Source organism: Pseudomonas frederiksbergensis (genome assembly GCF_000802155.2).
Lineage (GTDB): Bacteria > Pseudomonadota > Gammaproteobacteria > Pseudomonadales > Pseudomonadaceae > Aquipseudomonas > Aquipseudomonas frederiksbergensis_A.
Window position 1 is genome coordinate 68,330 of sequence record NZ_JQGJ02000005.1, and the last position, 13,184, is coordinate 81,513.

Here is a 13,184-nt window from a genome sequence, read left to right on the forward strand (position 1 = left end):
GGGTTCTCCGCGCAATCGCGCATTCTCAAAAGACACAGGCGTCGGTCAGGAGGCCATTTTACGGCGAGCTAACAGCCCGCCCAACAATCCCGTGAAGCAACCGACGAGCAACCCGCCGACGTGGGCCGCGTTGGCGATTTCTCCGAAACCGATCAGCGAAACCAGGCCGGACAGGCACAGCAGCAACCACACCAGCATCATCACCAGTACCCCTCGGGGCAAATGATAGGCCGGGTTCGGTGCGAGCAGTTGGTAGATCCAGCAATGGCCCAGCAGGCCGTACAACACCCCCGACAACCCGCCGAACAGCGTCGGGCCACTGAAAAAATACTGGGCAAAATTGGAAACGAGGCTGAACAGCAGCGTCAGCCCCAACAGATTGATGCCACCCTGGCGCGCTTCGATCCGCCGCCCCAGCTCCCAATACCACATGCCATTCATGGCGATGTGCAGGAAGCCGAAGTGGATCAGCATCGGCGTCACCAGGCGCCACCACTGCCCCGCCGCCAGGCTATCGGCCAACGGGGCGAACTGGATGTAGTCGCCGACCACGCGAAATTCGAGGAACGTCAACCAGCGCAGGGTTCCAAGATTATCCCCGAGCAGGGTCACGGCGCTGACGACCAGGCTCAGCAACAGCACCAGCGCCGTCACAGGGCTGCGGGTCAGTTGCTGGACAAACCCCGGACGACGGGAGGTGTTGCCGATGGCCGGCAGTTCCAGCTGCTGTTCCGGATCGCCAGCGGGGAACCGCGCATACAGCGAGCGCACATCCTCGCTGATGTCATTCGGCACCCAGAGCACCTGCTCGCCCGCCTCTTCACTGACACGATGGGGAACCTGCATGCGTTGCAGCAGCTTGACGAAACCGCTCAGGTCCACCGCCAGGGGCAAGCGCAGCACCGCGACGACGCTCATTTCACCACCTCCGGACGCTCGACATCGACCCAGACGAACTTGTGCGGATCCAGGCGGGTTTCCTGGTCGAGGCGATACGCAACGAGCTTGCCATAGAGCACCGCGCTGTAGTCCAGGCACGCCAGGTTCGAGCGAATCGGCGAGGGCTTGCCGCTGCGCCAATAGTGACCGACGAACAGCATCGGTTCATCGACGCCGTAACGCAGGAGGTTGTTTTTCTCATCCGGCGTCAATGGCGTGCGTGCCACCGGCTCCGGCAACGCATCGGGCTGGAAGACGATATCGCCGTAGGTCTGCGGGTTGTCTTCCCAGAACTTGGTACGAAAGAACGCTCGCGTCAGGCCATCGCCGCCCGTCAGCGTCATGCCATGGGGCAAGCGCATGTCCGTGCCGCGCAGCAGGCGGTCGAACACCGTACAGGCGAAACTGCCGGATTCGGCCGACGCCTGGAGAAAATGCTCATCGACGCAGCCATTCGGGAACAAGCCCCGTAGCGGCTCGATCAGGCCGGCGTCCCAGCAGGCATGCACGACCCGGAAGCGACCGGCGTCGACAAACAGCGGCAGTTCATAGAACCAGTTGAGGAAATCATGCCAGTCACCAGGGTGCTGCTCGAACTGGCTCAGGGTCTCGTGAAGCAGGCGGGCATGGCGCGGCGTGTGTTCGCGCACGTAGCGCTGGCCGCTGCCGGGCAATGCCGGCGTGCTCCAACCCAGGGCATTGAATTCGTGGTTCCCCATGATGCACAGCGCCTGACCGGCCTGCACCATGTCGTGGACGATGTGCAGCGCCTCGCGAATTCGCGGGCCGCGGTCGATGATATCCCCCAGGAACACGGCCATGCGCGACGGATGCCGCCAGACCCCGCCCTGCTTGTGGTAACCCAGTCGGTCCAGCAGGTGTTCCAGGGTCAAGGCGCATCCGTGCACGTCGCCGATCAGGTCGTAACTGCGCGCAGGATCGAGCATCAGTCGCCTCCACCCCCCAGACGACTGCCCCAGCCGAGCTTGGTCCGGCAGACTTCGTAGTAATTGTGATCCAGTGGGTGGATCAGGCGCAGCTTTTGCGCTTTTTTGCTGACGGTGATGGTGTCGCCCGGCGCGCAGGTGAAATGGTTCTGGCCGTCACACGACACTTGCGGGTAGATCTGCATATCCTTGGACACGACGATTTTCAACTCGCTGTTGCCATCGACCACGATGGGTCGCCCAGACAAGGTATGGGGGTACATGGGCACAATCACAATAGCGTCGAGCTTGGGATGCATGATCGGTCCGCCGGCCGACAGCGCATAGGCGGTTGAACCGGTGGGCGTGGCGACGATCAGGCCGTCGGCCTTCTGGCTGCAAACAAACTGGCCGTCGATGTACAGCTCGAACTCGATCATGCGCGTGGACTTGCCAGGGTGCAGCACTACGTCGTTGAGGGCATCACCCTGGCCGATGGCCTCGGCGTGACGGCGAACCTCGGCTTGCAGCAGGAAGCGGTTTTCCACCAGGTAGTGGCCGTCCAGCACCTCGGCGACCTTGACCTCCAGCTCGTCAGGGCGGATATCCGTCAGAAACCCGAGGCTGCCCCGGTTGATCCCCAATACCGGGATATTGTGGCGCGCCAAGGCCCGTGCGGCGCCCAGCAGGCTGCCGTCACCGCCGACCACGATGACCATGTCGCAGACTTCGCCGAGCATCTTGCGCGACGACGTCTGCAGCCCATGACCCGGCAACACTTCGGCGATAGTGTCTTCGAGAATGACATGCAGGTGCCGCTCCAGGAGGAAGCGTTTGAGGCGGCGAACGGTGTCCAGCACCTGTGAACTGCCGAGGCGACCGATAATGCCGATATTGCGAAATTGCTCCATGAGGCTCCTGCGAGGGTCTGCGACGGGCGAAAAACACGATTATGGGCGAAAGCGCTCCGTAGACAAAATTCTTTAAGCCTCCAGCGCAACGGCTATGCTCGCAAGATGATCTTGTTCCCTGAATTGCTGGACCTGCCCCGCCGCCTGCGCCATCCCGAAGTGCGGGACCTGGCGTGGGTGATCGTCGCCCCGCCGATGCTCATCGACACGCCCTGGCCCCAGCGTCACCCTCTGGCGGGCAGCGACTGGGTGCAGCAGCCCCATCGGCTGGAACACTGGCTGCGCCAGCTGGACCATGACAGCTATCCGCTGCTGCACTGCCTGTCCCAAGGACGGACACGGCGCCTGGGCCTGTATTACGAAAGGTTGTGGCAGTTTGCCGTGCAACACGCACCCGGCATCGAATTGATGGCGGCGAACCTGCCGATCCGTCGTGAGGGCCATACGCTGGGGGAACTGGACTTGCTGCTGCGCGATGGTGAAGGTGTTCATCACCTGGAACTGGCGATCAAGCTGTACCTCGGCCCGCAACAGGGCAATGGGCACGACACCGCGCAATGGCTCGGCCCTGGCTGCCATGACCGGCTCGATCGCAAGCTGGCGCACCTGCGCGAACACCAACTGCCTATTTCGGCACGCCCGGAAAGTCGCGAGGCCCTGGCTGCGCTGGGCATCGAATCGTTTCGCTCACACCTGTGGCTCGGCGGCTACCTGCTCTACCCCTGGCCGGGCGAGGCCGAACCGCCGAGCGGCGCCCACCCCAGGCATTTGCGCGGCCGCTGGTTGCACCAGCGGGACTGGCCTGGATTCGTCGCCCAGCGTCCACCGGGCCGCTGGCGGCCCCTGCCCCGCGCCGCGTGGCTGGCCCCGGCCCATTATCCGCCGGACCAGGTCTGGGCTGCTGCGCAACTGGACGCCTGGCGAACCGCCCTCGACCCGATGGCGCCGGCGCAACTGATGGTGCGCCTGACGGAGAATGCCGAGGGCGAATGGGAGGAAGCCGAGCGGGCGTTCCTGGTGGCGGATCTATGGCCGGATGTACCGGGCAATGGCTGAGTCGTGCCGTGCCTGGCCAATTGTCTTCGCGAGCTGGCCCACAGTGGATTGTCTTTGAGCAGGTGGGAGAGAGGCTGCTCGCGAAGGGGTCGCTAGGGCCTAGAGGGACAACCGCACAGCCAACGCCGCCAGCGTTACCACCAACACCGGCACCGTCAATACGATCCCGACCTTGAAGTAATAGCCCCAGCCGATGCGAATATCCTTGCGTGCCAGCACATGCAACCAGAGCAAGGTTGCCAGGCTGCCGATCGGGGTGATTTTAGGGCCCAGGTCGCTGCCGATGACGTTGGCGTAGATCATCGCCTCCTTCACCACCCCGGTAGCCTGGCTGGCGTCGATGGACAAGGCGCCGACCAACACCGTCGGCAGGTTGTTCATCAATGAGGACAGCAGCGCAGTCAACAGCCCCGTGCCCATGGCTGCGCCCCACACACCATAACCGGCGAAACCGTCAAGCCAATGGGCCAGGTAGCCTGTCAGGCCGGCGTTGCGCAGGCCATAGACCACCAGGTACATGCCGAGGGAAAAAATCACGATCTGCCAGGGCGCTTCCTTCATCGCCTTGCGGGTGGAAATCTTGTGGCCGCGAGCCGCCACGGCCAGCAGCAGCGCAGCGCAGACTGCGGAAATCGCGCTGATGGGAATCCCCAAGGGCTCCAAGGCAAAGCAGCCCAGCAGCAGGACCACCAGCACCACCCAACCGGCGTAGAACGTTGCCTTGTCATGGATCGCCGTCGCCGGATCGTCCAGTTGCCCGGGGTTGTAGTCCCGCGGTATGTCGCGACGAAACACCCACATCAATATCGCCAGGCTGGCCGCCACGCTGACCAGGTTCACCGGCACCATGACCGACGCGTAGCGGTTGAAACCAATGCCGAAGAAATCCGCCGAGACGATGTTTACCAGGTTCGACACCACCAACGGCAGGCTGGCGGTATCGGCGATGAAACCGGCGCCCATCACGAACGCCAGGGTCGCCGCGGGCGAGAACCGCAGGGCCAGCAGCATCGAAATCACGATGGGCGTCAGGATCAACGCCGCCCCGTCATTGGCGAACAACGCCGACACCAAGGCGCCAAGCAACACCATGAAGGCGAACAGCTTGCGCCCGCTGCCCCGCCCCCAACGGGCCACATGCAGGGCCGCCCAGGCGAAGAAACCGGCCTCGTCCAGCAGCAGGCTGATGATGATCAGCGCGACAAACGTGCCGGTGGCATTCCAGATGATCTGCCAGACCACTGCGATGTCACTGACGTGCACCGCCCCGCTCAGCAACGCCAGCACCGCGCCGAGCGTGGCGCTCCAGCCGACGCCCAAGCCTTTGGGTTGCCAGATCACCAGGATGATGGTCAGCAGGAAAATCAATGACGCGATGAGCATGGACCACAGCCTTGGAAGGAAACAGTAGGAAAAACGACTAGCAGCAACGTGCCGAAGGACGATCCGCCATCGCGTGCAAGCGCTGGACATCCGTCGCCAGCCAATGCGTATTGGCTGCCAATGCTTGCTGGAGCAAGGAACCAACCCAGGCAGGTAGTTGCGGATGCAAGCGGTAATAGACCCATTGCCCCTGGCGTCGGTCGCTGAGCAACCCGGCATGACGCAGCTGGGCCAAGTGCCGCGAAATCTTCGGCTGGCCAAGGCCAAGGGCAGCGGTGAGCTCACAGACACACAGCTCGCCTTCATGGGTAACCAGCAATGCGATACGCGTGCGGGTGTCGTCGGCCAGCGCCTTGAAGATATTGACGGGGTTTTGAAAATCGGACATGGCGCGGGCGAAGCCTGGATAAAAGAACTGCGAAGATATGGAATTTCGAATATTCGGTAAAGCGAGGATTGCAGCTTACCTCCATGGCAAGGAAACTTGCTTCCTTGCCACAGGGTGTGCCTGGACCTTCAGATCAAGCTTTCTTGTGCTGCTCCACCCATTTGCCATAGGCATCGATGAATTTCTGTAAGAAAGGCCTGACCGAATCCGCCAGGTTGCCCGCCTCGTCGAACGCGGTCCCGGCGCCGCTCAGATAAGCCTCCGGTTGCTGCATGCACGGCACGTCGAGGAACACCAGTGACTGGCGCAGATGATGGTTGGCGCCGAAACCACCCATCGCCCCCGGTGATGCGCTGATCACCGCACCCGGTTTGCCGCTCAGGCAACTTTGGCCGTAGGGGCGCGAGCCGACGTCGATGGCGTTTTTCAAGGGTGCTGGCACCGAGCGATTGTATTCAGGGGTCACGAACAGCAGCGCGTCGGCGGCACCTACTTTCTGGCGAAACGCCGTGTAGGCGGCCGGTGGCGAGACGTCGATGTCCTCGTTGTAAAGGGGCAAGTCACCGATTTCGACAATTTCCAGTTTCAGGTTGGACGCGGCCAGGTCAGCCAGCGCGAGGGCGATCTTGCGGTTGATCGACGCCTTGCGAAGGCTGCCCACTAAAACCGCAACGTTATACACATCACTCATGGGGGGGGTCTCGACTGTCGGCTCAAAGGAAGCCTGTAGTTATAGATGATCGGCACGACAATTGGACCAATGGAATGTCGAAAACCGGCCAACCGGACTATTTTTTTCTTGTAGGAAAACTTACCGCGCTCGGCCAAGGTCTACAGGACCGCAAATCGAGTGATCTACTTCCAGAGGTTCTAAGCAATGGCAGCAGTACTTGTCGGACAGTTTCATGCACGAGACGCTGAAGGTCGCGTCTATTCCGTGCATGAATTCCAAGAATCAGACCCGTCCCTGGACGGCAGTGGCAAGGATGTCATCACCTATAAGCTGGCCATTGGCGACCGAGTCAGCAAGCTGGGCGGGGAAAAATTCATGTTGGTGCAGTCCGGCATCGAACTGATCCGCGAACCCGAACCGCAAATAGCGCTGTAACCCGGTTTCATGAGCAGAAGTCGTACCCGTAATTGGGTTAGGATTCAGCCACTCAATGGCTTACCTGCCTAATACGGACTTCTTGCATGCGTTTACGCCACATCGAAGTGATCCAGGCGCTGCTGCAGACCGGCCACCTTGGCACCGCGGCCGAATGGCTGCAATTACCGGTCGCCGAGGTCGAGTCGATCCTGCGGGATGCGGAGGCCCAGCTCGGCTTCATGCTGTTCGCCAGCGTGCGTGGACGGCTGCAGGCAACCCGCGAGACCCTGGCGTTGCGCGACGGCATCACGCGGCTTTACGACACCCTCGAACCGATCCAGCGGCTGGCCGGCAGCCTGAAACATCATCAAGCCCCGCCCCTGCGCATCATCTGCACCCCACCGCTGGCGCAACAGCTGTTGCCCCTGGGCATCGCCGCCCTGCGTCGGCGCCACCCGGACGCGCCTTGCACCCTGCTCAGCGAGCCGACCCGCAATATCGTCAAGAGCCTGTTGCTGCGTGAAAGCGACCTGGGCCTGAGCCTGCACGATCCTGAACACCCGGACATCCATTGCCAGACGATCGCCCAAGGCAAACTGCAATTGCTGGCGCCCCATGGCTGGCTGCAACCGCGGCAAAAATACATTTCGCTTCAAGACCTGGCAGGCCAGTCGCTGGTGGGGCTCGATGGTCACGACCCGCTGAGCCCGGCATTCGACCACAAGCTCGCGGCGCTGCGCCCCGCGCCGGTGATCCAGATCCGCGTGCAGACGCACCAGATGATGCGCGCGATGGTCGAAGCCGGCGAAGGCCTTGCCATTGTCGACCCATTCACCGCCTCGGGCGCCAAGGGCAGCGGGCTGGACATCTGCCCCGTGTCGCCGGCCGTTCCCATCTGCCTCTACGCGCTGAGCCTGAACAGTGCAGAGCCCTCGCCAACGGTCCAAGCGCTGCTGGAACGGATCAAGGAACAAGCCGGGGCGTTGCTGAACCACTGATCGTCATGCCCAGCGGATCGTCGAACAACCGGTACCAGAACAGCGCTACCTCGGCGGTATGCCGATCGATGCCGCGGTAGCGCAAATGGTCGACCCCGCCGAGCACATAGCCGCAACGCTCGTAGAGCCGGCACGCGCCCAGGTTGTTGTTCTGGGTCTCCAGCATGATGCCCGGCAGTTTTTTCTTGCGACTCCAGAACTGCGCAACATCGAGCAATGCCTTGGCCACGCCGTGACGACGAGCCGGGGCATGCACCGCCAATTCGTCGATATGGGCATAGCCATTCCAATTGGTACTGATCACCAGATGTCCCACCGGCTCGTCGTCCAGGTAGGCCATGAAGATTTCGCTGTCGGGAGCATCGCGGAAACTGCTGAACTCTTCAGGATCGATGCCGTAGCATTTGCGGTAGGGAACGATCGGCGTGACTGGCCACTGGCTCACCGGTCGACCAATCTGCGGCGTACCGTAGGCGCTGACTTCAAAACTGAAATCGCTGCCCCAGACGTACGCGGCGAAACCGTCGTCGACGACGCGTACCGACAGGCCGGGATGCTTGGGATTCGTGACCGGTTGCATACTGGGAAAGGTCCTCATTCCTTGAGGCAATCAACGGCACAGTGCCATCCATTGCCCTTGCCTCTCGAATCTTCACACATCAAGCGGGTATCCATGGCCTGCCTTACTTCAGGTTAGAAGGTACTGGCGATTGTCGCGAGAAATGCTCGCTCCCACAGGGTCATGTTTCAGTTCGTGGCAGCCTGCGCCTCAACCAGTTGCGTCCACAATGCCGGGGCACCGGCGGACTTGGCGATCGCTTCCAGACGCGCGGCATGCTCGGCCAGGTCGCTCTCGCTGGCGCGGATGATCCGGGCTGGCTTGCGGTCCGCCGGCAAGCGACGAATTTCCGTGGCCTGGTTGCCCGACCCTTCCCCTGTCCCGTTGCCGTCCGAGGCATTGCCGGCCAGTGACAGGCTGGTTTGCCCGCCGGTCATGGTCAGGTAGACGTCGGCGAGGATTTCGGAGTCGAGCAAGGCGCCGTGCAATTCACGACCGGAGTTGTCGACACCATAGCGCTTGCACAGGGCGTCGAGGCTGTTGCGCTGCCCAGGATGCCGTTCCCGGGCCATCATCAAGGTGTCGAGAATGGTGCAATGCCGGGTGATATCGGCGCGATCCTGCTGGCCCAGCAGGGCGAACTCATTGTTGATGAACCCGACGTCGAACGCCGCGTTATGAATAATCAACTGCGCGCCCTGGATGAATTCGAAGAACTCATCGGCCACCTCGGCGAAACGCGGCTTGCCCACCAGGAATTCATTGGTGATGCCGTGCACGCCGATGGCACCCTCGTCACTTTCGCGGTCCGGTTGCAGATAAACGTGGAAATGACGACCGGTCAGGCGCCGGCCGATCAGTTCGACACAGCCGATTTCAATAATCCGGTGACCGTCGGTCACCGGCATGCCGGTGGTTTCGGTATCCAGTACTACAGATCTGTTGGCCATCAGTGTTCAGCTCTCAACGGGCAGTCTTGCAAAAGCGCGGATGGTAACACGCCCATACCGCATCCTGACGAGGTCGGGATCAAGCCTGCTTATATCCGCGCACCTCATCCACGCCCCGGTTGGCCAACTGGTCGGCCCGTTCGTTGCCATGGTGGCCGACGTGCCCACGCACCCATTTCCACGTGACGTTGTGCCGGCTGACCTGCTCGTCCAGCAGTTTCCAGAGGTCGGCGTTCTTGACCGGTTCCTTTGCCGCCGTCTTCCAGCCGCGCTTCTTCCAGTTCGCCATCCACTCGTTGATGCCTTTCATCACATACTGCGAGTCGGTCACCAGCAGCACATCGCAAGGGCGCTTGAGCTCTTCCAGGCCGCGAATGGCCCCCATCAGTTCCATGCGGTTGTTGGTGGTATTGGCTTCGCCGCCCCAGAGCTCCTTTTCTACGCCCTTGAACACCAGCAACGCACCCCAGCCACCCGGGCCAGGGTTGCCCTTGCAGGCGCCATCAGTGAAAAGTTCTACGCTATCGCTCATGCCAATCAATCCAAAAAAACAAAGGTCGCCGCCCGGGACCGATCAATGCCCGGAGCCGGATACGGCCAGAACCATCAGAAAAAGGCTTACGGCTCGATGTGACGCCGATTGACCTTGGCCATCGGCAAGGGAATCAGCTTGCCCATCGGCTCACGTCGCGCCTGACGCACCGGACGCAGCCCGACAGCGATCTTGCGCGCCACCAATAGATAGAAGCCGCCGCCGGACAATTGCCAGGCACCCGCCTTGCGCTCCCAGCCGGCCAATCGGGCCTGCCACTTGGGCGACGCAAGCGGCGGACGATAGCACCCGAAGCGGCGTTTCTCCAGCGCGAAGCCCAGCAGGTTGAGCCAGTCGCCGACCCGCGAAGCGGAAATGCAACGGGCCTGGCGCAATGCGTCGCTGGCGAACACATGACGCAACCCCCAACTGCTCCAGGGATTGATGCCGATGATCAACAGATGCCCCCCGGGCCGCACGCTGCTGGCGGCCTCACGGAGCAATCCATGTGGCGACAGGCAGAAATCCAGCCCGTGCTGCATCACCACCACATCGGCGGCATGCTCGCTCAACGGCCAGGCCTGCTCTTCGCAAACGATTTCGACGCCCGGCAATGGCGCCCCCAGGCGGACATTGCGCTGGACCTGGGGCGCCGACGGCGGTGTTTGCGCCGACGGACCGTAATGCACCAGGTAGCCGCCAAAGAACCGGCCCAGCTCGTCTTCGAGCATGCGCCGCTCTTCTTCCAGCAGAAATTGCCCGACAGGGGAGGACAGCCACTCTCGGGCGGAGCTGATCAACGCCAGCCAGTCAGGATCGGCCTGAGCGAACGCTTCATCGGTCATTGCATTCTCCAACGCGCCAGGAAGTTCTAAGATGCGCCTTTGTTTTGAGCTTGGCGAATTCCACGATGATACAGATCACTGCCCTGCCCGCGTTTACCGATAACTACATCTGGTTGTTACAAGATCACTCGACGCAGCGCTGTGCCGTGGTCGACCCAGGCGATGCCGCGCCAGTGCAGCACTGGCTCGACGCCCATCCGGACTGGATCTTGAGCGACATCCTGGTTACTCACCATCACAATGACCATGTCGGCGGTGTCGCCGCGCTGAAAAATGCGACCCACGCCACCGTCTACGGCCCGGCCAGCGAAAACATCCCGGCGCGTGACATCGCCCTGGGCGACAATGCGAAAGTCAACGTGCTGGGCCTGGATTTCGATGTCTACGCCGTCCCCGGCCACACGCTGGGGCATATCGCCTACTACCACCGCGGCCTGTTGTTCTGCGGTGACACGCTGTTCGCTGCCGGTTGCGGCCGGCTCTTCGAAGGCACGCCCGAACAGATGCACCATTCCCTGAGCCGACTCGCCGCGCTCCCCGAAGATACGCTCGTCTACTGCACCCATGAATATACCTTGAGCAATCTGAAATTCGCCGCCGCCGTCGAACCGACCAATCCGGACGTTGTCGCCCGCCTGGAGAAAGTCAACCAGCAGCGCGGCCAGGGCATCATCACCCTGCCTTCGACCCTGGCGCTGGAAAAACTCACCAATCCGTTTTTGCGCACGACTGAAACATCCGTTAAACAAAAAGCAGACGAACGGAACGGCCAGCGAAACCAGACGCCGAGTGAGGTTTTTGCGGCCTTGAGGGCCTGGAAAGATAAGTTCTAAGGCAGCTACCGATTGATACAAAAATTCTGAATGGTTGACCTGTTGGGGTGCGCTTCCTAGAATCGGCCGACATTTTTGCCCGGAACTTACTTCCAGCCAATGTCGTCATCTATTCGCAGGTCCGTCCAGTCAGACACACTGACCCGCTTGGCCCAGGCCATCGCGGTGGCTGTGTCCGCCACGCTGGCGGGCTGTCAGAGCACCGGCCAGGTGCCACAGAACGATGCTGCGCATAAGCCGAATGTCGCCGCGCGGGCCAAGCAAAAACCCGTATGGCTCACGGAAAAGCCCGCCCCCCAAGTGCCCCAGGACGTGTGGGAGCGCATGCGCCAGGGCTTCCAGCTCCAGGAAACCGCCGGCGTAAACCCGCGCATCGAGCAGCAGCGCCTGTGGTTCGCCAGCAACCCGTCGTTCCTGGAGAACGCCGGCGAGCGCGGCAGCTTGTACATCCATTACATCGTCGAGCGCCTGGAAGAACGCAACATGCCGCTGGAGCTGGCGCTGTTGCCGGTGATCGAAAGCGCCTACAACCCGATGGCCTATTCCCGGGCCAACGCGGTGGGACTGTGGCAGTTCATCCCCTCCACCGGGCGCTATTTCAACCTGCGCCAGACCCGTTTCTACGACGGCCGTCGTGACATTACCGCGTCCACAACGGCCGCGATGGATTACCTGACACGCCTGCACGACATGTTCAACGGCGACTGGCTGCTGGCGCTGGCGGCCTATAATGCCGGTGAAGGCACGGTCAGCCGCGCCATCGAACGCAACGAGAAGCTTGGCCTGCCCACCGACTACTGGAACCTGCCGCTGCCCAGCGAAACCCAGGCCTATGTGCCGAAACTGCTGGCGCTGTCCCAGGTCGTCCTGGCTCCCGACGCCTATGGCGTGAACCTCAACCCGATCGCCAACGAACCGTACTTCCAGGTTGTCGAGATCAACCAGCGCATGGACCTGTCGAAGGTCGCGGCGGTAGCGAACATCGACGAGGACGAGCTGTTCCAGCTCAACCCGGCATTCAAGCAGCGCACCACCATCGACGGCCCGCAACACTTGCTGGTCCCGACGTCGAAGGCTCAGTTGCTGACCGCTAGCCTCTCGACCATGCGCCCGGAAGAACTGATCAGCCCCCGCTCGCTCAAGCCGGTCTTCGAAACCGCCGACGACAGCGAAGTGGAAGGGGCCAGGCGCACCTACCGTGTCAAGCGCGGCGACAACCTGGCCCGGATAGCCAAGGCCAACAATGTCCAGACCAAGGACCTGCAACGCTGGAACAAACTCAGCGGCAACAAGCTCAAGGTTGGTCAGACCCTGGTGATGCAGGACGCCAAGGCCAGCAAGGCGAGCGGCAAGCGAATCAACACCGTCGTGGCCGCAAAGGGCAAGGAGCAAAAGAAGCAGACCCAATACAAGGTCAAGCAGGGCGACTCGCTATACGTCGTCGCCAAGCGTTTCAATGTCGAAATGCAGCACCTCAAGCGCTGGAATCCGCGCATGGGCAAGGCGCTCAAGCCTGGGCAGATGCTGACGGTCTATTCCCCACATTGACACTGGGGTTCCTGTAGCTAGGGGCTTGTTGTGGCGAGGGGATTTATCCCCGCTGGGGCGCGAAGCGGCCCTAAAACCTGACAACTCGGTGTATCAGATAGATCCAGGGGGGGCTGCTTCGCAGCCCAGCGGGGATAAATCCCCTCGCCACAACAGCCTTCTACCCAGTAGGTATCACTGCCTACACAAGCTCCCGACTTTTTCCCGTCGATACAAGCTGTTACTG

General features: G+C 61.8%; 15 protein-coding genes. 5 read left to right on the forward strand and 10 right to left on the reverse strand.

The genetic code is table 11. From position 1 onward, the window contains the following. Window positions 1-45: 45 nt before the first annotated feature. The 3 genes from JZ00_RS11510 to JZ00_RS11520 are packed head-to-tail and all read right to left on the reverse strand — an operon-like array spanning window position 46 to window position 2,776. Window positions 46-918 (reverse strand): rhomboid family intramembrane serine protease, encoded by an 873-nt coding sequence (locus JZ00_RS11510; RefSeq protein WP_039589945.1) that lies wholly within the window; start codon window positions 916-918, stop codon window positions 46-48. Beyond that, entirely contained in the window at window positions 915-1,889 is a 975-nt protein-coding gene (locus tag JZ00_RS11515; protein WP_411829975.1) for a metallophosphoesterase, read from the reverse strand. The genes JZ00_RS11510 and JZ00_RS11515 overlap by 4 nt, the downstream gene beginning before the upstream one ends. Then, window positions 1,886-2,776: an NAD(+) kinase gene (locus JZ00_RS11520; protein WP_030142621.1), complete on the reverse strand. Its 891-nt coding sequence runs from the start codon at window positions 2,774-2,776 to the stop codon at window positions 1,886-1,888. Before JZ00_RS11520 ends, JZ00_RS11515 begins: the two co-directional genes overlap by 4 nt. 105 nt (window positions 2,777-2,881) lie before the next feature. On the opposite strand from JZ00_RS11520, the gene JZ00_RS11525 reads away from it, so the two are divergent. Then, complete coding sequence (locus JZ00_RS11525; RefSeq protein ID WP_039589943.1) at window positions 2,882-3,832, forward strand: DUF1853 family protein; 951 nt, start codon at window positions 2,882-2,884, stop codon at window positions 3,830-3,832. A gap of 99 nt (window positions 3,833-3,931) precedes the next feature. Here JZ00_RS11525 and JZ00_RS11530 read toward each other — a convergent pair whose 3' ends face one another. The 3 genes from JZ00_RS11530 to JZ00_RS11540 all read right to left on the reverse strand — a co-directional run bounded on the left by JZ00_RS11530 (window position 3,932) and on the right by JZ00_RS11540 (window position 6,294). Beyond that, window positions 3,932-5,215 carry an arsenic transporter gene (locus JZ00_RS11530; protein WP_039589942.1) on the reverse strand — a complete coding sequence of 428 codons (1,284 nt, stop codon included), beginning with the start codon at window positions 5,213-5,215 and terminating at the stop codon, window positions 3,932-3,934. Window positions 5,216-5,252: 37 nt separating this feature from the next. After that, the gene (locus JZ00_RS11535; RefSeq protein WP_039589940.1) at window positions 5,253-5,603 is read right to left on the reverse strand and encodes a metalloregulator ArsR/SmtB family transcription factor; all 351 of its coding nucleotides are present in this window, start codon (window positions 5,601-5,603) and stop codon (window positions 5,253-5,255) included. Window positions 5,604-5,736: 133 nt separating this feature from the next. Next, window positions 5,737-6,294 carry an NADPH-dependent FMN reductase gene (locus tag JZ00_RS11540; RefSeq protein ID WP_039589939.1) on the reverse strand — a complete coding sequence of 186 codons (558 nt, stop codon included), beginning with the start codon at window positions 6,292-6,294 and terminating at the stop codon, window positions 5,737-5,739. Between the two features lie 186 nt (window positions 6,295-6,480). Here JZ00_RS11540 and JZ00_RS11545 point away from each other — a divergent pair, with 186 nt between their 5' ends. Together JZ00_RS11545 and JZ00_RS11550 are read left to right on the forward strand one after the other, a co-directional pair. After that, window positions 6,481-6,711, forward strand: coding sequence for a hypothetical protein (locus JZ00_RS11545; RefSeq protein ID WP_039589937.1), 231 nt, complete (start codon window positions 6,481-6,483; stop codon window positions 6,709-6,711). An 86-nt stretch (window positions 6,712-6,797) separates the two neighbouring features. Continuing rightward, window positions 6,798-7,691 (forward strand): LysR substrate-binding domain-containing protein, encoded by an 894-nt coding sequence (locus tag JZ00_RS11550; RefSeq protein WP_039589935.1) that lies wholly within the window; start codon window positions 6,798-6,800, stop codon window positions 7,689-7,691. Here the strand turns inward: JZ00_RS11550 and JZ00_RS11555 are convergent. The 4 genes from JZ00_RS11555 to JZ00_RS11570 all read right to left on the reverse strand — a co-directional run bounded on the left by JZ00_RS11555 (window position 7,657) and on the right by JZ00_RS11570 (window position 10,577). Beyond that, window positions 7,657-8,271: a GNAT family N-acetyltransferase gene (locus JZ00_RS11555; protein WP_039589933.1), complete on the reverse strand. Its 615-nt coding sequence runs from the start codon at window positions 8,269-8,271 to the stop codon at window positions 7,657-7,659. The two genes, JZ00_RS11550 and JZ00_RS11555, sit on opposite strands and share 35 nt — an antisense overlap. Window positions 8,272-8,438: 167 nt before the next feature. Next, window positions 8,439-9,200 carry a DNA polymerase III subunit epsilon gene (gene dnaQ / locus JZ00_RS11560; RefSeq protein WP_039589931.1) on the reverse strand — a complete coding sequence of 254 codons (762 nt, stop codon included), beginning with the start codon at window positions 9,198-9,200 and terminating at the stop codon, window positions 8,439-8,441. Window positions 9,201-9,279: 79 nt separating this feature from the next. Then, the gene (rnhA, locus tag JZ00_RS11565) at window positions 9,280-9,732 is read right to left on the reverse strand and encodes a ribonuclease HI (RefSeq protein WP_039589929.1); all 453 of its coding nucleotides are present in this window, start codon (window positions 9,730-9,732) and stop codon (window positions 9,280-9,282) included. An 86-nt stretch (window positions 9,733-9,818) separates the two neighbouring features. Next, a complete protein-coding gene (locus JZ00_RS11570) occupies window positions 9,819-10,577 on the reverse strand; it encodes a class I SAM-dependent methyltransferase (RefSeq protein WP_039589928.1) in 759 nt (252 codons plus the stop codon). A gap of 65 nt (window positions 10,578-10,642) precedes the next feature. Between JZ00_RS11570 and gloB the strand changes: the two genes are divergently transcribed. Continuing rightward, a complete protein-coding gene (gene gloB, locus JZ00_RS11575) occupies window positions 10,643-11,410 on the forward strand; it encodes a hydroxyacylglutathione hydrolase (protein ID WP_039590092.1) in 768 nt (255 codons plus the stop codon). Between the two features lie 99 nt (window positions 11,411-11,509). Further along, the gene (locus JZ00_RS11580; RefSeq protein ID WP_039589927.1) at window positions 11,510-12,958 is read left to right on the forward strand and encodes a transglycosylase SLT domain-containing protein; all 1,449 of its coding nucleotides are present in this window, start codon (window positions 11,510-11,512) and stop codon (window positions 12,956-12,958) included. The last annotated feature ends 226 nt before the right edge of the window (window positions 12,959-13,184 follow it).